This is a genomic window from Myxococcales bacterium, from assembly GCA_023898405.1.
GTDB lineage: Bacteria > Myxococcota > UBA727 > UBA727 > JABDBI01.
This window is the reverse complement of the sequence record CP060221.1, coordinates 1,109,201-1,127,783: the sequence shown is the minus strand read 5'-3', so window position 1 is coordinate 1,127,783 and position 18,583 is coordinate 1,109,201. Positions and strand designations below refer to the sequence as shown.

The 18,583-nt window shown below is 38.8% G+C and carries 20 protein-coding genes; 15 read left to right on the top strand and 5 right to left on the bottom strand.

What is annotated here, in order from left to right:
* Positions 1 to 93 precede the first annotated feature (93 nt).
* The 6 genes from gyrB (at position 94) to H6731_05100 (ending at position 6,905) form a co-directional block, all read left to right on the top strand.
* Positions 94 to 2,544, top strand: coding sequence for a DNA topoisomerase (ATP-hydrolyzing) subunit B (gyrB, locus tag H6731_05125; protein ID USN51790.1), 2,451 nt, complete (start codon positions 94 to 96; stop codon positions 2,542 to 2,544).
* A gap of 105 nt (positions 2,545 to 2,649) precedes the next feature.
* Positions 2,650 to 3,045 carry a nucleoside triphosphate pyrophosphohydrolase gene (locus H6731_05120; protein USN51789.1) on the top strand — a complete coding sequence of 132 codons (396 nt, stop codon included), beginning with the start codon at positions 2,650 to 2,652 and terminating at the stop codon, positions 3,043 to 3,045.
* A gap of 210 nt (positions 3,046 to 3,255) precedes the next feature.
* Entirely contained in the window at positions 3,256 to 3,876 is a 621-nt protein-coding gene (locus tag H6731_05115; protein USN51788.1) for a hypothetical protein, read from the top strand.
* A gap of 57 nt (positions 3,877 to 3,933) precedes the next feature.
* Complete coding sequence (locus H6731_05110) at positions 3,934 to 4,371, top strand: hypothetical protein (GenBank protein USN51787.1); 438 nt, start codon at positions 3,934 to 3,936, stop codon at positions 4,369 to 4,371.
* The gene (gene yidC, locus H6731_05105; GenBank protein USN51786.1) at positions 4,358 to 6,022 is read left to right on the top strand and encodes a membrane protein insertase YidC; all 1,665 of its coding nucleotides are present in this window, start codon (positions 4,358 to 4,360) and stop codon (positions 6,020 to 6,022) included. The genes H6731_05110 and yidC overlap by 14 nt, the downstream gene beginning before the upstream one ends.
* Before the next feature lie 58 nt (positions 6,023 to 6,080).
* Positions 6,081 to 6,905, top strand: a complete 825-nt coding sequence (locus H6731_05100; GenBank protein USN51785.1) for a hypothetical protein — start codon at positions 6,081 to 6,083, stop codon at positions 6,903 to 6,905.
* 18 nt (positions 6,906 to 6,923) lie between these two features.
* On the opposite strand, the gene H6731_05095 is transcribed toward H6731_05100, so the two are convergent.
* Both H6731_05095 and H6731_05090 read right to left on the bottom strand, forming a co-directional pair.
* Positions 6,924 to 7,331: a hypothetical protein gene (locus H6731_05095; GenBank protein ID USN51784.1), complete on the bottom strand. Its 408-nt coding sequence runs from the start codon at positions 7,329 to 7,331 to the stop codon at positions 6,924 to 6,926.
* Positions 7,316 to 8,251: a sigma-70 family RNA polymerase sigma factor gene (locus H6731_05090; GenBank protein ID USN51783.1), complete on the bottom strand. Its 936-nt coding sequence runs from the start codon at positions 8,249 to 8,251 to the stop codon at positions 7,316 to 7,318. The genes H6731_05095 and H6731_05090 overlap by 16 nt, the downstream gene beginning before the upstream one ends.
* A 185-nt stretch (positions 8,252 to 8,436) precedes the next feature.
* On the opposite strand from H6731_05090, the gene H6731_05085 reads away from it, so the two are divergent.
* The 4 genes from H6731_05085 to rpsI all read left to right on the top strand — a co-directional run bounded on the left by H6731_05085 (position 8,437) and on the right by rpsI (position 11,127).
* The gene (locus tag H6731_05085; protein USN51782.1) at positions 8,437 to 8,940 is read left to right on the top strand and encodes a cysteine hydrolase; all 504 of its coding nucleotides are present in this window, start codon (positions 8,437 to 8,439) and stop codon (positions 8,938 to 8,940) included.
* 51 nt (positions 8,941 to 8,991) lie between these two features.
* Complete coding sequence (gene hemW / locus H6731_05080; GenBank protein USN51781.1) at positions 8,992 to 10,134, top strand: radical SAM family heme chaperone HemW; 1,143 nt, start codon at positions 8,992 to 8,994, stop codon at positions 10,132 to 10,134.
* A 157-nt stretch (positions 10,135 to 10,291) separates the two neighbouring features.
* Positions 10,292 to 10,723 carry a 50S ribosomal protein L13 gene (rplM, locus tag H6731_05075; GenBank protein ID USN51780.1) on the top strand — a complete coding sequence of 144 codons (432 nt, stop codon included), beginning with the start codon at positions 10,292 to 10,294 and terminating at the stop codon, positions 10,721 to 10,723.
* Positions 10,724 to 10,737: 14 nt separating this feature from the next.
* A complete protein-coding gene (rpsI, locus tag H6731_05070) occupies positions 10,738 to 11,127 on the top strand; it encodes a 30S ribosomal protein S9 (GenBank protein USN51779.1) in 390 nt (129 codons plus the stop codon).
* A 191-nt stretch (positions 11,128 to 11,318) separates the two neighbouring features.
* Here the strand turns inward: rpsI and H6731_05065 are convergent, their stop codons facing one another.
* Positions 11,319 to 11,660, bottom strand: a complete 342-nt coding sequence (locus H6731_05065; protein ID USN51945.1) for an iron-sulfur cluster assembly accessory protein — start codon at positions 11,658 to 11,660, stop codon at positions 11,319 to 11,321.
* A gap of 42 nt (positions 11,661 to 11,702) precedes the next feature.
* Entirely contained in the window at positions 11,703 to 11,900 is a 198-nt protein-coding gene (locus H6731_05060) for a zinc-finger domain-containing protein (protein USN51778.1), read from the bottom strand.
* Between the two features lie 348 nt (positions 11,901 to 12,248).
* Between H6731_05060 and H6731_05055 the strand changes: the two genes are divergently transcribed.
* The 5 genes from H6731_05055 (at position 12,249) to H6731_05035 (ending at position 17,634) form a co-directional block, all read left to right on the top strand.
* The gene (locus H6731_05055; protein ID USN51777.1) at positions 12,249 to 12,629 is read left to right on the top strand and encodes a hypothetical protein; all 381 of its coding nucleotides are present in this window, start codon (positions 12,249 to 12,251) and stop codon (positions 12,627 to 12,629) included.
* A gap of 421 nt (positions 12,630 to 13,050) precedes the next feature.
* Positions 13,051 to 14,163, top strand: a complete 1,113-nt coding sequence (ald, locus tag H6731_05050; protein ID USN51776.1) for an alanine dehydrogenase — start codon at positions 13,051 to 13,053, stop codon at positions 14,161 to 14,163.
* A 170-nt stretch (positions 14,164 to 14,333) separates the two neighbouring features.
* Positions 14,334 to 15,368 carry a phosphotransferase gene (locus tag H6731_05045; GenBank protein ID USN51775.1) on the top strand — a complete coding sequence of 345 codons (1,035 nt, stop codon included), beginning with the start codon at positions 14,334 to 14,336 and terminating at the stop codon, positions 15,366 to 15,368.
* Between the two features lie 269 nt (positions 15,369 to 15,637).
* Positions 15,638 to 16,030, top strand: a complete 393-nt coding sequence (locus H6731_05040) for a TlpA family protein disulfide reductase (GenBank protein ID USN51944.1) — start codon at positions 15,638 to 15,640, stop codon at positions 16,028 to 16,030.
* Positions 16,031 to 16,146: 116 nt separating this feature from the next.
* Entirely contained in the window at positions 16,147 to 17,634 is a 1,488-nt protein-coding gene (locus H6731_05035) for a hypothetical protein (protein USN51774.1), read from the top strand.
* 2 nt (positions 17,635 to 17,636) lie between these two features.
* On the opposite strand, the gene H6731_05030 is transcribed toward H6731_05035, so the two are convergent.
* A complete protein-coding gene (locus H6731_05030; protein ID USN51773.1) occupies positions 17,637 to 18,542 on the bottom strand; it encodes a hypothetical protein in 906 nt (301 codons plus the stop codon).
* Positions 18,543 to 18,583 lie beyond the last annotated feature (41 nt).

Genomic DNA, 18,583 nt, shown 5'->3' with positions numbered 1-18,583 from the left:
AATCAGGGGCCTGTGACATTTATTTGATGCGTGCTACGCTTGTGCAGAAATTTTTAATAAAAAGAACATAAGAGAATTACTGTGGTGCAAACAATGACTTCATCTTCCGATTCGAAAAAAGAACTTGGATCGTCAGCCTATGACGAGTCTTCTATAAAAGTTTTAGAAGGTTTGTCTGCTGTAAGAAAGCGGCCAGGCATGTACATTGGTGATACTGACGATGGTTCTGGTCTGCATCACATGGTTTATGAAGTAGTTGATAATGCTGTCGATGAAGCATTAGCTGGCTACTGTGATCAAGTGGATGTGGTGATTCACGAAAACTCGTGGGTTTCAATTTCTGACAATGGTCGGGGTATTCCCGTTGGGATGCATGAATCGGGTCGTCCAGCGTGTGAAGTGATTATGTGTGTTCTTCATGCAGGTGGTAAGTTCGATCAAAATTCTTACAAGGTATCCGGGGGACTGCACGGAGTTGGAGTAAGTGTTGTCAATGCTCTTAGCGAGCATTTGAAACTTGAGATTTGTCGTGATGGTTTTCAATACGAGCAGAATTTTAGCCGTGGAGATCCCGTAAGCGGCCTTTTAAAAGTAAGCCCCACTTCCAAAACAGGCACTAAAATTAGTTTCAAACCAGATCCAGAAATTTTTTCTAATATCGATTTTCACTTTGATATTTTATCTGGCCGCCTAAGAGAACAAGCTTTTCTAAACAAAGGACTTAAGATCAATATCTTGGATGAACGAAGCAGCAAGAGTCATAATTTCTTTTTTGAAAATGGCATCTGCGAGTTTGTTCAGCATTTAAATCGCTCAAGCACTCCTCTTCATAAAGAGCCTATGCTTATCAGTGGAGAACGGCTTATGGGCGAGCAGGCACAAGGAGCAATGTGCCAAGTTGATATCGCTATGCAGTGGAATGGTACTTATCAGGAGCGCATGTATTGTTTTACCAACAATATTAAAAATAATGATGGTGGCACGCACCTAGCAGGATTTAGAGCAGGTTTAACCCGAAGTGTTACGGCCTATATATATCGCCAATTTGAAAAATTGGTTTCTAAGGGTGGAGTTAAAAGCGAAGATATTAGAGAAGGACTTACTGCTGTATTAAGTGTAAAACTTCCCGATCCCAAATTTAGTTCTCAAACCAAAGACAAGTTGGTTTCTTCTGATGTAAAAGCGGTTGTTGAATCATTAGTTTCAGAACATTTATCGGCATGGTTGGAAGAGCATCCCAACGAAGCAAAAGCAGTATGCCAAAAAGTTATAGAGGCTTCGCGCGCACGTGAAGCTGCCCGCAAGGCGCGTGAGCTCACTCGTCGCAAGGGTGTGCTTGATGGGATGGGTCTGCCAGGCAAACTCGCTGATTGCCAAGAAAAAGCACCAGAGCAAGCCGAGCTTTTCATTGTTGAGGGACAGTCAGCCGGTGGTTCAGCGAAGAATGGTCGTGATCGTAAGTATCAAGCGATTTTGCCTTTGAGAGGTAAAATTCTCAATGTAGAAAAAGCTCGGTTCGATAAGATGCTATCATCACAAGAAATAACAACGCTTATTACGGCGCTGGGGTGCGGAATCGGGCCTGATGAATTTGATGCTTCAAAAGTTCGCTATCACAAAATTATTGTAATGACCGATGCGGACGTGGATGGAAGCCACATTCGCACGTTGCTGCTTACTTTCTTTTATCGTCAGATGAGAGAGCTCGTTGAACGTGGATATCTATATATTGCCCAGCCGCCGCTGTACAAAGTGCAAAAAGGTAAAAAAGAAAGCTACGTAAAAGATGATGAAGCGTTGGAAAAATATCTTTTGGAGCAGAGTTTGAACCAAACTATGGTGACTGTTTCGAATCAACCTGTCGATGAAAAACAAGCCTTAGCAGCCTTGACTGCATTTTATACCTATAAGCGAAGCCTTAATAAGTTAAGAAAGAGATACGATGAAGAGATTCTTGATGCTCTTGTGAGGGCAGAGGGAATGGATACTAGTGACCCAATAGCCCTTGACCCTGCTGTACTCGAAGAAAACGTGCGAAGCTATCTTAGTAAAAGGGATTCACTTGCTTTGCCTATCTCAGTTGAAAAAGTTGAGAATGATACCGAGAAATATTTTTTGATTAAATCGCAGCGCGATGGTTCACCTTTGATAACTAAAGTAGCTTCTACCTTTCTTATGGGCCCAGACTACCGGGATTTGATTAAGAATTTCTCCCTTGCTAAATCTCTTGGAGAAGCGCCTTTTGTGATTATTCGCGGTGGTTCTGAACATAGTTTTGATAATTTTGATGATTTTGCTGAGCATATCGAGATGTCTTCCAGAAAGGGGCATACCATACAGCGATATAAAGGTCTTGGAGAGATGAATCCTACGCAGTTGTGGGAAACCACTATGGATCCTAACGCTCGGACTTTGTTGCAGGTAAATATCGAAGATGTGGTGGAAGCAGATCAGGCTTTTGCTGACTTGATGGGAGACGAAGTAGAGCCTCGGCGCGAATTCATAGAAGAAGTTGCTTTGGATAATTTCGAGATTGATATTTAGAGTCAAATTGAGAAATTTTATCTACAACCCCCTCGCAATGAGGGGGTTAAGTTAATCAGACGAGTTTTTTATCGCTGCATTTTTAGCAAGACCGAAGGATAAGCTGTGCGTCAATTCAAACAAAATAAATTGTGGCGTGATAAAGCAATGGCTTTACTAGAATCTCAAGGATCGCGAGTTAATTGGAGAAAGCTTGAGCAAAAAGAATTTCAACAATGCTTAAAAGAAAAACTGCTGGAAGAAAGTAAAGAAGTGGTATCGGCAAGTTCTTTGGAGCAGATAGTTGAAGAGCTGGCGGATGTTATGGAGGTAATTGAGGCCATGGCAGAGGCATATGAAATTTCAATGGATGATATTATTACAGCCAAAAATAATAAAAAATCTAAACGTGGCGGATTTTCAGATCGAATTTATGTTGAAAGTACCCTTCATCCTGAGGGCAGTTTCGGTGAAAAATATTGCTTGGCCGACCCGCAAAAATACCCAGAAATTTTTGAGTAAAAAGTGCAGAAATTGATGAACGCCTTACTCCCTTCTTGAAGGAACTAGATATTGATTCTTTTTTGGAGTGTCACTGTTATCTTATTGTTCGAAGAAATTCGCTTTGATATTAGTTTTCCCCATGTAGATCCTGAACCGTTCACTCTAAGTCCCGTGTGGGAAGAAGAAATTTTAGAGGGTCGGTGAAATAAATATGAAGAGGAATTTCGTTTGCATTGTATGAAATGCCCGAGAACAGCATCAATTTTTTTTATACCACTGCTCTATGGAGTGATTGCAACAAGTTTTTCCTTCGGCATGTTTTTTTTGAGCGCATCTAAGCTTAGTGCGGGAACTGCCATGCCCATCACACTATTTTCTGACTGGTGGGATATAAAAAATAGTCCGAAAAAAATAGAATTTGCTGGTTTAAGTTTTGAAATTCCCTACAACTGGCAGTGCCAAAAGGAATCATTACAGCACGAAGCGCTTTCCTGTAAAAAACCAGGCACCTTGGAAGATACTTTATTGCTTGAAAAAAATATTATTTTATCAAGCGCCTCTTTGGCATTGTTGAAGATGCAAAGAATGCGTTTATGGAAAAAAAACAATATAAAACAAGATGTTGAACAAAGCATCTCTTCTCCTTTAGGGGTTCATAGCGTGAGTAGAGGGGTGTATTATCAAAACAATAATATTTTGACTCCAGTATTGATTAGAACTTTTGATGTAGTAGTAGGTGAAAAGACTTGTGTGAGTATTACAGTCAAGTGCGCTATTTCTGATTGCCATAATCTGGAAAAAGAAGTTAATCATTTGGCGTCTTCTTTAAGTAAAACCAAGAGCAAATAATTACTAAAAGAAAAATCTAAGAGCATGAATGTGGGCTCGCGATAGATAAAAAACATTATGAATCAAAAAAGATTTGAAAAAAGAACACCAATGCCAAAAGTTGTTGGGGCAGCGCGTAATAGTTTTGGAACGCGAGTGTGCCAGCGTATTGAATGTAGCCGATGCCATCAAGTGGACTACGTCTCGTTAAAAATTGGTGGAGCAAAAACTAAGTACTGCCGTACGTGTGCAGAGAGATTGCTTGAAACTTATGAAAGCGGACGTTTGGTGCAGCAGAAAAAATTAAAATGTACCTGCATGCAGTGCAAGTGCGAATTTGAAGTGAATGAAGCGATCGTTCTAAAGAAAAAAGAATTGCTTTGCCGTGATTGTCTTCGGGGCTTCGAGGTATGGCAAGGCAAAATTTCTCAAAGCAATGATGAGAAAAAAATGAGTTATGTGATCAAAAGAAGTAAAACTACTGTTCTAAGGAAAGCCATCAATGACACAATTTAACATGGTTGATCCTGGGCAAGGCCCAGATATTAAGCGCCTACTTTTAGCAGTAGTGGTTTCAAGCGCTATCTTGATGGCTTATTCATATTTTTTTCCCCAACAAAATGCTCCTATTGCACAGAGCAAGCCTACTCCTGAGCTGAAAAAAGAAGAGCTAAGGGCTGAAGCAAAAGAAGTAGTAAATGAAGCTCATGCACATTTTGCAGGTGCTACCTCGACTACAACGCCGCTCGTGAGCAAAGAATTTGTTGTACCTCAAAGCGAGAATGCTTTTGATGCAAGAACTTCTTATAAAGCACAGATATCAAGCCGTGGGGCTTTGTTGAGCGAGTTCGTTCTTACAGATTTTAGTCAAGAAAAGCCCCTGCTGAGCGAACAAGACAATGGCTCTTCGTGGTTGAGACTCACATCTAGAAATAATGCTCTTTCTGTTGATGAAAATAGTAACTACGAAATAGTCAGCTCTGATGCTTCGAGCATTCTTTTTCGTTTTGTTAGTAGTGAAGGATTGCAGATTGATCGCCATTATCAATTTCATCCGGATGGAAAAATTTCAGAGATCATCACTTGGAAAAATTTGAGCAAAGTTCCTCTTAAAAGTGAGTTTATTTTAAGTGCAGTTAAAGATGGTGAGGCGCAAGCAGAACCAGGATTGATGAACCCTGGAGTTCAGGCTGAATCTTTGGTTGTGAAGCTACCAAAAGAACACGAAAAGCTTAGCTATAAAGACTTAGCGACCCAATCACAAAGCTTTCATAATTGTTCATATGTAGCCTTTGATGATCAATTTTTCATATCGGCATTTTTGCTCAGCGAGAATGAAAAAATTGAAAAAGTTGAAGCTCGGGTAAAAGAAATCAATGATATTCGCCGAGAAGCTCGATTTGATATTCACCTAAAACCTTTTATTCTCATGAATGGTGAAGAAAAATCTTTTAGCTACAATATGTTCATGGGTCCTAAGCAGGTTTCACTTTTAGCTTCTGTAAGACCTCCTTTAGATGAGAATATTGATTTTGGTTGGTTTGGTATTTTGAGCAGACCAATGCTGTGGTTGCTGGTACAGATCTTTGGCTTTGTACATAATTATGGAATAGCCATTATTTTGATCACTTTGATCATTAAACTTCTTACCTATCCGCTAACTGCAAAATCTTTTTCATCGCAACAGTCCATGAAGGTATTGCAGCCAAAACTCAAGGAATTGCAGGGCAAGTTTGGTCATGATCGAACTTTGTTGGGTCAAAAACAAATGGAGCTTTATAAACAGCATGGTGTAAACCCGGTGGCCGGATGTTTGCCGATGTTGATTCAGCTTCCTATTTGGTTTGCGTTTTTTCAAATGTTGAGAAGTTCTGTCGAGCTGCTTGATCAACCCTTTTATTGGTGGATCAAAGATTTGACGCGTCCAGATCAATATTTTGTGCTTCCCGTATTGATGGGTCTGAGCATGCTGATTCAACAAATTTTCACGCCGCCACCAGCGGATCAGCCGCAGATGAAATATGTCATGTGGGCTATGCCTATTTTCTTAACTTTTATAATGTTAAAAATGCCGTCAGGACTATCTTTATATATCTTGACTAATAACTTGCTAACTATATTGCAGCAGATAATTATTAAAAGACAATCAATTAAAGTGAAGGTGTAGAAAAAGCTAATTGCTTTGATGTAATTAGTTGATAATCAATCGAACAAAGGTATTGTCGATGAGTATAGGCAGTAGAGGTTTTCGAGGAAGGGGAGTAGCCCCCAAAACTCGATCTACGGGAAATCAGTTTGAAGTGGGCAATCGCAGAAGCTTTGAGGAAATTAAAGTTCCGCCCGATAATATCGGAAATAAAATCCAAAATGACTTTTTGGAAGATTTAGTACATGACGGGTTAGGTAATTCATTGGATGAAGAGCCGAGTCATTTAAAAAGCGGTATTCTATCAAGCATTGTTGTAGAAAAAAATACAGCGCCAAAAATTCGTCGCTCTCATAATTTTGCGGGTAGTTACAATTCTAGAAGTGGATCCCAAAAAAATGGCGATAAAGCTTATGTCCCGAGTAAGGCTTTGCCACCCAAAGTAAGCAACGGACAGAAGAACACCCAAAAATCAGCAGAACACTATCTCGCTCAATTGAATCAGGATTTTGCTAAACTTTTGAAAGAGCGCAGTGGTATGTCGTTTTCGTTTTCTATGAAGCCTATGGAAGAAAGTGGCGTGCTAAGCCTCGATCTTGAGCGAGAGCTTGGTGAGCTTGCTTCGATTATTGATAATTTGCTTAAAATTAACTCTATTGGAGCTCAAGTCAGACTAAGTCAGTATAAAACACCATCTCACCGATTTGCCGTTTATTTTATTGATCCTCAAGAAAGCAATGCTGCTAAAAATAAGGAATTAATTGCTGCTTTACGGCAAGTCATCAATGGATGCTGTGAGAATATCGTGGTGTCACCAATCAATATCTTTTTGGTTCTTGCTAACGCCAAAACTATTATTGAGGATCACTTGGCAAAAATTGGCGCGCAAAAAATAGACGACTAAAGTTAGCAATAAATAGTTTTATAAATTGTTCTCGAAGGCTAAAGATGCATGAAGGTTGATGTCGCGATCGAGTTTTTTGCTAATGTAAAATCCGTTGGCGTAAAGTGCAGTTTTTAAAATTACAATAAATGTTAGTTCGCTAATTTTTTGTCCTATTAAATAGCTCATATTAATCCGAACAAAGTTCGCGGCATTTTTTTGTTTTTGGGCAATTTTTTCGATAAATTTTTGAAAAGATTTTTGAGATATAGTTTTGGCTTCATCGATTTCCATCAACGATGATGTGCTCTCGACACCCATCGTCCAAGTGGGCATGCACAAGAGAAAAAATGTGGAAAAAATACACGACAACAGCGGTGGTTGCCGGTTTTTTCGCTGAGTGATTTGAGTTGTTTCAAACAAAGAGTGTTCTAGTCTTTTCGCCATTTTTTTAATCGCTGCCGAGCGAGCTTAAGCATCTTTGCTTCTAACAGCCGTGCTCCTTCTCGTGATAGATTTACGCGAGATCCTACTTTGGTGAGTGTTTCTGGTTCCTCAGCTAATAAACGCCATTCAATAATTGCATGTAGACGCTCATCTTGTAGCTCTTCAACTATTCCAAGCAAGACTTCTTTGATAACTTTGTCTCGTTCAATTTGCAAAGCTACTGATTCTGGGTTTTTCGAGTCCGATGGAAGCAGCTCACTTAAGTTACGGCTTTGATCATCTTCTTGGCTATGTTCTATGCTCACCTTTCTTGCGCGAGGGCGTCTTCGTTTTCCTTTTTCGTCTTCTAGCATTTCAGCGCCACTGATAACTGGGATATCGTCACGTTCAATTTTTTGTAAAAAGCGCTGAATTTTTGCCCGAATCCAATAGACGCTGTAAGTAGAAAAGCGAACACCTCGATTAGGCTCAAAGGTTTCAGTAGCTCGAATAAGTCCCATTGTACCTTCTTGCACGAGATCCTCGTAGCGAACGGGTGGGCGACAAAACTGATTAGCAACGAGGTGCACAAGTCCTATATTGGACATCACCAAGCAATTCCTTGCATCAAGATCGCTGTAACGCTGAACCCTTATGGCAAGCTCAGCCTCATCATCAGCAGATAGTCTTTGGCGTCCGGTCAAATGGATACGATCTTTGCTGGTGTCTCTTGGAGGAACTCTGGTTTCAAGCTGCCCCTTCTCAACCAGATGTAAGATGTGTGAGGCATCTTGTAAATCTTGGTCGGATGGTATGAGTGCATCAGCGCCAGGGGGACCGGGGCGTAGTTTTTGGCGCACAGGGAAGAAGTCTTCTTCCAGTATGGAATCCTCATTCTCGAGTTCATTGGTCATTTCGGTCTTCTTATCGGGCGTTTTCATGAAGACAATCTCCTGGCAATGCTTTTAGGCGCACCCTTTGACTAAAGTGGGCCACTGTGAAAGCATTCCTCTTTGAATCCATATCTAAAATTAGCCCGCCCATTATAACGATCTGTTATTGTGATCGATCGCGAATTGTTGAATAATAAAATATATTAAATAAAACGACAGTTAAGGAGGATGAATTGCTGAGTGATAACAGATCAGAGAAGGCGATATTAGTTGTTGATATGATCAATGAGTTTGCCCATAATCAAGGAAATTTTTTTGTTCCATCATCACGAGAAATAATTCCTTATATTCTCGGTGAATTACAATACTTTCGTGAACGCAACCGTCCTGTCATATTTTGTAATACAGTGTGGGAGAAGGAAAAAGCTTATTCCAGTGCTGTTATTCAAGACTTAAGTCCTCGCACAAAAGAATTGTGTATTAATAAAATTCGTCCCAATGCTTTTTTTAAAACAGAATTAAAATCAATTTTAGAACAACTAAAAGTAAAAAATCTTATTATCGTTGGAGTGCCTTTTCATACGAGCGTTCTGCTTACTGCTGCGGCTGCTATGGATCATGGATTTTTAGTAGTGGTACCGGAGACCTGTGTAGGGTCAGCCCATGAACAAGAGTATATGTCAGCTCTCCAAATAATTAATCGATGGCAGTCTTGTGAACAGATGAAAATAATCTAGAGTAATGTTTCAAATGTCACTAGTTATTAAAGGTTTTAAAGAATTTATTATATGAATGCATATGCAATTTATATACATGTACCCTATTGTCGCAGGCGTTGTCCTTATTGCGACTTTTATTTTGTAGTAAATAAACCACACAAAAATTTTGCTCACGCACTGCTCGAGGAATGGGACGCACGCTCGAGCATATGGTTGCAAGGCCCTGCATTGAGCCTCTATTTTGGTGGTGGGACTCCGTCTTTGTTAGCTGCTCAAGAAATAGAATTATTATTGGAATTTTTTAAGAATAATGGTGCTCTTAACAACGATGCAGAAATAACCATTGAAGCTAACCCTGAAGACATAACTAGTGAATATATAAAATCAATAAAGAGGGCTGGAGTAAATCGTGTGAGCCTGGGGGTGCAGAGTTTCCATGATCCCTTGCTTAAAATTTTGGGCCGAAAGCATAGTGGTGATCAGGCCAAAAAAGCGATTGAAACAATATTGACTGCTGGAATCGAAAATATTTCGGTAGATATGATTCTTGGGGTTCCCAAAGAAATTCAGGAAGCTACATTAAAGAGTATTGATTACTTGGTGGAAAAAGTTCCTCATATCAGCACCTATTTGCTCACTATTGAAGAGGGGACCCACTTTTATAAAAAGATCCAAAATAAGAAAATGGCGGAACCCAACGAAGACACCCAGGTAGAAATTTATCGCCTGGTGCAAGAGAAACTATGCTCGGCTAATTTTATTCAATACGATATTTCAAGCTATGCCCGGGATGGATTTTTTAGCAGACATAATCAAGTTTATTGGGGATTAGGATCCTATATTGGTCTTGGGCCATCAGCTCATTCCATGCGTTTTTTAGAAGGTGGTGGAATTTGTCGGGCTCACAACAGTGCGAGTCTTGAACAATGGCTTTTAGATCCCAAAAGTGATCTTTGTTTTAAATATGATCAATTGAATGCTCAAGATGCTTTAAAAGAGTCTTTGGCTTTTGGCTTGAGGAATATGAAATTAGGAATTAATCCAAAAAAATTAGCTGAGCGCCATCAACAGCAGTTGCCTCAGGGATTTTTCAAAGCAATGCAGAACATGTTGAAAAATGGGTGGTTAGAAGAGAAAAATGAAGAATTTTTTATCAGCCAGCAGGGAGCTTTATTCGCCGATGCCATAATGAGAGAAATTCTTTGCTGTTAGAGTGCCAAGCTTGCTTGACAATAGACCATTTAACAGGCACAAACACAAGCGGTCTGTGTGTGCATAAGGGGCAATGCGACAGTTTATAAAGTTAGTTTTGTTATCCAAAACGAATTTGCCTATTGAATGAGCACAAAAATTGGCAGGGATTGAAGTAATGAAGACACAATTTGCAAGTGTGGAATCGGTTTCGAGACAGTGGCACCTAGTAGATGCCCAAGATCAAATTCTTGGAAGAATGGCAACCAGGATTGCTTCTGTGCTTCGTGGAAAGCATAAAGCAACCTATACCCCACATGTCGATACCGGTGATTTTATTGTTGTGGTGAATGCTGATAAAGTAAAAGTTTCTGGTGCTAAAGCGTCTGATAAAGTGTATTGGACACACTCAGGCTATACCGGAAGCGAAAAAGGAGTCTCCTTTGAAAAACAAATGGAGAAAAATCCTACTTTAGTAATCGAACACGCTGTTCGCGGCATGTTGCCAAAAGGTCCACTTGGCCGGAAAATGTTTAAAAAATTGAAGATTTATTCAGGTGCTAACCATCCGCATGTTGCACAAAACCCAACGAATATGAGTATAGGTTGAGGAGTTAAAGTTTTATGAATCGTTTTTATGCAACTGGTCGTAGAAAAGTTTCGGCAGCTCGAGTTTGGTTGAAAAAAGGCACTGGCCAGATCGTTGTCAATGGGCAGACTTTAGCCGCTTATTTTAAGCGTGAAGTTTTGCAGATGATCATCAAGCAACCTTTTGAGGCAACAGAAACTTTAGGAAGCTATGACGCTCACATTACTGTTAGTGGTGGTGGTCTGTCGGGACAGGCTGGTGCTGTTCGCCATGGTATCTCACGCGCCTTGCAGCGAGATGAGACACAAAATTTGGGTCCAGCATTAAAACGAGGTGGTTTTCTCACCCGTGATGCCAGAATGGTTGAACGTAAAAAATATGGACAACCAGGCGCTCGTAAGCGTTTCCAATATTCGAAACGATAAGATACTTTTTGGTTTATCTGTAAAGAACTCCCCTTGGGGAGTTTTTTTATGCAAGCTGTTTTTATGTTGTTGTAAAAGTTTATCGATTGCTTATTTAGGATTTTTTATTGGCGAGGATAATCTTTAAGTAAAATTCTTATTAGGTGAGCGTCGATTATCCACCGTCTAGATATTTAAGAATTTACTAAGGATCACGAAAAACTTGATCCGCAGCCGCAGGTTCTTCTTGCATTGGGGTTGTCGAATTTAAACCCAGCACCTTCAAGGGTTTCTTGGTAGTCCACTGTGGTATTTGCTAGATAGCGAAGGCTAAAAACATCGCTTGCTATCTTTAACTCACCGAATTGGCTCCAAACATCGAAGTGGGAGCTTTGGTCATCAATATCAAGATTGTATTGAAGCCCAGCACAGCCTCCACCCCTAACGCTGATACGCAAAAAAAGTTTTTCGTTATCACCTTCAGCTTTGGTTGCTCGCTCAGCCATGGCTTTCGCTTTTTCGGTGATGATAATAGGAAATTCTTGGTGAGCCATCTCAAATGGTTCAAGTTTGATTTCTTTGTTATGCATTGTAAATTATTCCTCGGTATCAAGCGGAGCGTTCGCTTCATCGTTGTTCGCTTCTAACACATATTTTTCGCTTAACCATTGGCCTAGGTCGATCATCTTACAGCGCTTAGAGCAAAATGGATGCGCACTTGTAGGAACACTATTAAGCTCAAAGTTCTTTTTACACTGAGCACATATTGTTTGTTTGGTGTTTGTTTTTTTCATTTTTATTCCTAATGCGTCAGTTATTCTATTTCATCAATCATACTTTTCAATGCAGGTCGTTTTTTAAAATAGTTTTTCTTTGTTATTTATTAAAATAATAAGTTTTTTTCATGGCTCTTAAAACTAATAAAATCGAGAATTACTTGATAAAAACATTAGGATAACAGCTTAATATTACAGTTAAAATGTGATTTTTGGTATTGAAAAATAATAAGGAATCTGTTTATTAAACTCACTAAGAGTAGCACATATTTAATTCTAAATATGGCGCAGTTATTTTTTGACTTAACTTTTTCACGAGTGTGAGGCAGACATATAACTGACACTCAACCGCGGGGTAATAATACTATGTCAGAAAAAAGAAAAAGACGTTCGGCCGTATCTTTCAAGGATGTTCAGATCGCGTATCTCTGCTCGGGCATCAGCCCAATCGAGCAGATGCATAATCGCCGCTTAGCATCAGCAAGCACCATTCGGCGCGCTCTTCATCAACTAAAATGTAACGGAACTCCTGCAGAACCCTTAGAAAAATGGTTTCATGAAAATTTTGGTCCTGGTACTCGTGGAAGAGCTGCTCCTCAGGCTGGACAGGAAAGGATTTATCGAGCTCAGCAAATTAAAACCAGCGGAACATTTTTGCGTTTGCCTCTTGCCGCATTGTCGATTGGCAAGGGTGAAGTGGTGACGGTAAAATTTGAAAAAGATAAGATTGTTGTCAAAAAAGTATAAAAATTAGTGATAACTGCCTAAAAAAATAAATTAAGTCTTTGTAGCTCTTTTTTATAATACGCCCGCTTGTCGGGCTTTTAAAATTCTTGCTTTATTGAACGTTGTAATACTAAAGTTGTTGGCCGGTTTTATCATCAAATATTACTCTTAGTTGGTTTTTTGCCCAATTTTTAAATCGCGCTTCGTGTCAATATAATGGATAGTGTTGCTGTCCGTGATGCAATCCTGGTTGCACGAGTTTCCAAACATAAAATTATTTACTCTTTGCATGGGGTAGAGAATTATTTTTTTGCTTTATATATTGCGGCAAAAAAATTGGGAAAACGTAAAAAAAATTGTCGAAATTTTTATTGAATTGCATAAATCTAGTTTAGCTAGTGTTTTAAAAAAAATGATAGCAACTCTTTATCGAGGAAAAAATATGATTATCGGTTGTCCTAAAGAAGTAAAACTTTTTGAAAATCGTGTTGCTCTGACACCTCCAGCCGTCAACTCGCTTACAAACCTCGGTTGTAAAGTGCTCGTTCAGCAAGGAGCGGGTTTAGGATCATTTATCAGCGATGAAGACTATCGTAAAAATGGGGCTGAAATTGTAGAAAATGCTCATGCTCTTTGGGCGCGCTCCGATATTATTACCAAAGTAAAAGAACCTTTAGCTGAAGAGTTTGGCTACTTTCGCGAAGGGCAAATAATTTATACTTTTTTGCATCTTGCTGCAGAACCTGAGCTCAGTGAAGCTTTGTTAGAGAAAAAGGTTACTGGAATTGCTTATGAAACAATTGAAGAGAATGGCCACCTGCCTCTTTTGAAACCCATGAGCGAGGTAGCAGGTAGAATGGCAACTCAAGTTGGTGCTTGGAGTTTACAAAATCTTCACGGTGGAAAAGGAATTTTATTGAGCGGAGTTCCAGGCGTACGCAAAGGCCGTGTGGTTATTTTAGGAGCAGGGGTAGTTGGGAAGAATGCGGCTAAAATTGCTCTTGGTATGGGTGCGCAGGTCACCATGCTTGATATTTCTCCAGCTCGTCTCGAAGAAATAGATGATCTTTTTTTGGGGCAAGTACAAACAATCTATTCAAGCGAAAATTCTATTATAAGTCAGATATCCAGAGCTGATCTTGTGATTGGTGCAGTGTTGCTTGCTGGAGCCCGGGCACCTCGACTCATAAGCAGAGAAATGCTTAAAGAAATGGAGAAGGGAACTGTATTGGTGGATGTGGCAGTCGATCAGGGTGGTTGTATGGAGACGGTGAGAAGAACAACTCATGAAAATCCAACCTATATGCTTGATGGCATTGTTCATTATGGCGTTGCCAATATGCCCGGTGCAGTAGCGACTACTTCAACCTACGCTTTGTCTCAAGTTACACTTCCCTATCTATTAAAAATTGCTCGAGAAGGTTTGATGGATGCAATCAAAAATAATTCGTCCTTGCTTAAAGGAGTTAATACATTTAAAGGTAAAGTTACTCAGTCAGGAGTGGCCACAGCTTTAGGCAAAGAGTATTTTGAGCCTTTGAAAATTCTTTTATAAATTTAAGACTGTATTTAAATTATTTTTTGCTGTAGCAAAGTCACTTACAGCAAAAAAAATAATATGTTTAGTGGTTCAATTTACTTGAAATATTTTTAATGTCTCAAGATTTATTGGAAGTTATTAAAGCTTGTTAGAAGAATAGCCTTAGGTTTTTGAGGTGGTCCATTTTGAAGAACAATATTTTTCCTCGAGAAATTATAGATTTATATCCTCAGCTTGCTGATTTAGTTGATATTGTTCCTATGGAAAAAGGGCTTATCAATAAAACATTTTTAGCAACGACAAAAAAATCCCGCTATATTTTGCAGGAGGTCTCGCCAATTTTTGATATCGGCATACATTTTGATAGTGAAAAAGTTTGTAATTATTTGTCGCAATTTAATATCCCTGTCCCAAAAATAAATAAAAATAAATCAGATGAATTAATTTCTGTTTATAAAAATAAAATTTTTCGATTGATGGATTATGTCGACGGACAAAGTTTCGACTTTATAACTTCCCCTCACATGGCATATGAGTGCGGAAGGGTAGTAGGACAATTTCATTTTCATATGGCTGATTTTTCATATGCATACTGTTCTCAACGTCGCCATAAGGGTGATTATGGTTTTCACACAGAAAATTTAATTGAAGCGTTAAAAAAACATGGAGATCATGATTATTTTTCTTTGGTGAATCCTTTTGCTAAAAAAATGTTAGATAAAATAAAATTTTATATTGAAAACATTGAGACGACTCATCGCCATGCTCATGGTGATCCAAAAATTTCAAACATTTTGTTTAAAGATCAAAAAGCTGTATGTTTGATAGATTTTGATACGCTAGGAAATTCTGGATGGTCGTTGGAAATGGGAGATGCCTTGCGATCGTGGACTAATCCTCGCCATGAAGATAATATCGATGCTTGTGTTGAGCTTGATCTAGTTGAGCAGTCGCTTAGAGGCTATACATCTTTGATGAATGGTTTGTGGAGCGTGAGAGAAAAAAAAGAATTAGTTTTGCACAGCCAGGCAGTAAGTTTATGCCTGGCCATTCGTTACCTCACTGATGTACTTAATGAAAATTATTTTAGTTTTTGTGAAAAAGAATTTTCTCGTCCAGCACAGCACAATTGGCTGCGAGCTCAAGCTATGTATTATTTGTACGAAGATTTTCTATCTAAACAAAAATCAATAGAAGAAATAGTTTGTGATTTATTTTAGCAAAGACCCAATAGACAGCGCCGACTAGATTGTTTTTATTAGCGCTCATGGGAAATTCAATTGCACTGGATGAGGCCAAACTCAATCCACCGCCAAAAAAATATCGCGTTTCACAAAAAACTAAAGTGATATTTAGTGTTTGTTTTTTATTGGGATTGGCGTTTTATTTTTACATGATTGTGGAGCGAAGAGTTTCTCAAAATCGTTATCTGTTACAAAACCAAATGGCGGCAATTAAATTGGTTTCTCGCGCGATACCTTCTGTCCCAATGTTTGATCCGCTTGGTGATAAAGAAGTAATATTTGATAATTTCAAAGGGAAATGGGTACTGTTGAATTTGTGGGCAACGTGGTGTCCACCGTGTCAGGCCGAAATGCCAAGTTTAGAAATTTTAGAGAAAAATTTCGGAGACAAATTGACAATCATTGCATTGTCAGCAGATGACAGCATTGAGCCAGTACTCAGCTATATTCAAACGCATAAACCAAGCTTCAAAGTGTATTTTGATCAAAAAAAGCAGATGACCAAGTTGCTTGGCATAGATAAATACCCAGAGACTTTTTTGATATCGCCTGAGGGTAGATTTGTTTCTCAAATGAGCGGGCCAAGAGATTGGTCGTCGAAGGCGGCGTTTAGTTATTTTGAGCACATAATAAAATAGTCCTAAGAGCTTGGCGCACACTTTAAGCACAGCTGCCGAACAAAAATCAAAAAATGATTCCCTTCCTTAATCTCATGTTGGATTGTGAATTTTCTTTTGGTTTTAGAGGAAATGAAATGCTGTGTAAAAAAATTAATGCCCTCAAATATGTATGGCTTTGTTTGATATTAGTTTTTAGTTTTTCAAGTTATGGGTGGGCAAAGTGTAAAGACCTGCCAAAAATATCTAGTACGCCATTATTTAGAGAACATGAGATCTCGTATAACGAACGATATGTTTTTTTAGTTCACAAGGGAGATATCTGCATCAAGCGAAAAAATTCGAAGGCACGATGGCATAAATTAAAAACGCTGTCTGAAATGAAGGAACAGGTGGAAGAAATTTCTGTTGATGGTTCGCGTTTGGTTGCAAAGACAAAAAATGGCCAAATCTATTTTATGAAAAGGGCTCATAAAAAAACAGACAAATTTATATGGACTGCTCGCTGGGGAGTACCCTTAGGATTTGGCAGTGGCTTAAGTTTAGCGGATGATATTAAAACATGGGACTTTTCATTTTTATCACCAAAGGCAGATAAGAGTTATGTTGATTCAGCCAAAGTTAAACACACAGTTGGTTTGGGGGTGAGCACAATTTATGCTGTGCGTGGCGATCAGCAAACTATTAACTACTACGACCCTTGGTTGCCTTCAGATGACAGTTATGGTTTATGTGGGCCTTTCAGAGGCCAGCTTGTTATTCAATCATTGAGTGCGAGTGGTTCCACTGTGGTGGTGATGGATAAATATGGAAATATTTTTATTCTTCGCTCCGACTTTGATATGGCAGGAGGAGACCGCTTCTTTTTTGGCTATACATATGAAATTGAACAGGCCAAAGGCGGTTTAATACCGTGGTTAATTTCTCCTAGAAAATTGCCCGTTCCTGACTGGGTGCAATTGCCAAAAATAAATGGTGTCATCACTGACAGAATATCAATTGATAGAGAAGGTGAAGGAGCGCAGGTTCGAGTAGTGCGAGTAGAAGGTATGAAAGATGGGCAGAGTGGTTATTACGAAACAAAATATGATTTTATCGCAAATAGCCCTGTATTTCGTGATGAACCTGAATTTATTGAATGGAAGTTTATTAAAACTGATATGCCTCTTTTAGGAAATAAAATTGATGCAGGTGCCTTAGATAACGACAAGGTGGATCTTGGTTCCAATAAAAATCAAGACTATGGCGTCGTTATTTTTAAAGAGGATAGCAAGCCCATATCTTTCAAGTTGATAGATTTTAATAGCTTCTGCGGTTCGGCATTTTTAAAAATACGTTTCTTTAATCCTGATGAAACTATGGAACTTTTCCTTCATAGCACGGAACAATTTAGGTTTGTAAAAAATAAAAAAACTCTAAAAAAATATGCCACCATAGAAATCCCTAAAGAACTTTTGGACAATTTTGATAGCTTAAGTAGAAGAAAACAAAAATTTATAAAGAGACATTTAAATCAGGGGAGATTTACTTCAATTGAATTAGAGGTCAAAAAAAATGTGATTGTTTTAGATGGTTTTAAAAATCTAAAACGATTAGAACTAGGTGGGCTGGATTCGGTTTATTAAGCTTAGAGGTTTATGCATCTGCCTCTTAAGCTTCTCTTAAAGTCATCAACAATTTCGTTGAGGACATTGAAAAACTTTTTGCTAAACATAATCACGTACTTTTTATCTTGTAAAAATTGATAGATAGGTGCTGTTGCACCTATTCCAAATTCAAGTTGAGGAGAAGAACCATAGCTTTGCTCTAACGACGAAAAGAAATCATCTATATTTTGTGGTTGTTCACCTGGGCAAAATAATTGCTTGCTCGTGAAATACTCTAGCTCTGGAACATGACGAGCTCCCAGCATAATCAGGATGCGTTTATTATTTTTTTCAGCTTTTTTAAGCGCGCTTACCATAGTGAGGTTGCGCTTTAACAATGAATTTACTTGAGGTATATCCCAGCCAAAAAATGGAGTGGCCTTGTCCATAAATGGTTTTAAAACCCAAATATTGCCACTGTGGATATATTTAAGTTGATCCGAGTTGCTTTGAATTTTATTGGCAAGTTTTTGTAAGCTGGCCTCAAATCCATGGGCAGAATAGCGCTCTTTAGCTTGCTGGCTTTCAGTTGCTGCTACTATTTCCATAGTTTTTTGTGAAAATACTTCCCACGAACTTTTTTCCAGTGCCTGTAGGCTTTCATCTAAGACTATAAAAGGTTGGCCTTTTTGTTTTTCTGATGAGATTAAGAGAAGCTGAACCAGCTGACTGTCTGGGTTATCATGAACTTCAGGTAAAAAGATAAATTGAGCGTCTTTTAAGGACGAATTACCCATTGAAATTATGGGTCCCAAATCTTTGAGATGCGAAGCAGGAGCTGTAGCTTTTTGAGCAATGGATTGAATGAGCGCAAGTGATTGAGATCCGCTGAGAGCTAACGTAGGTATATGAAATATTAGAATTAATATTAATAGTGGTTTATTCATATGTAATTCCTGCGCGGTTTGAAAATAAGGTATTCAATTGT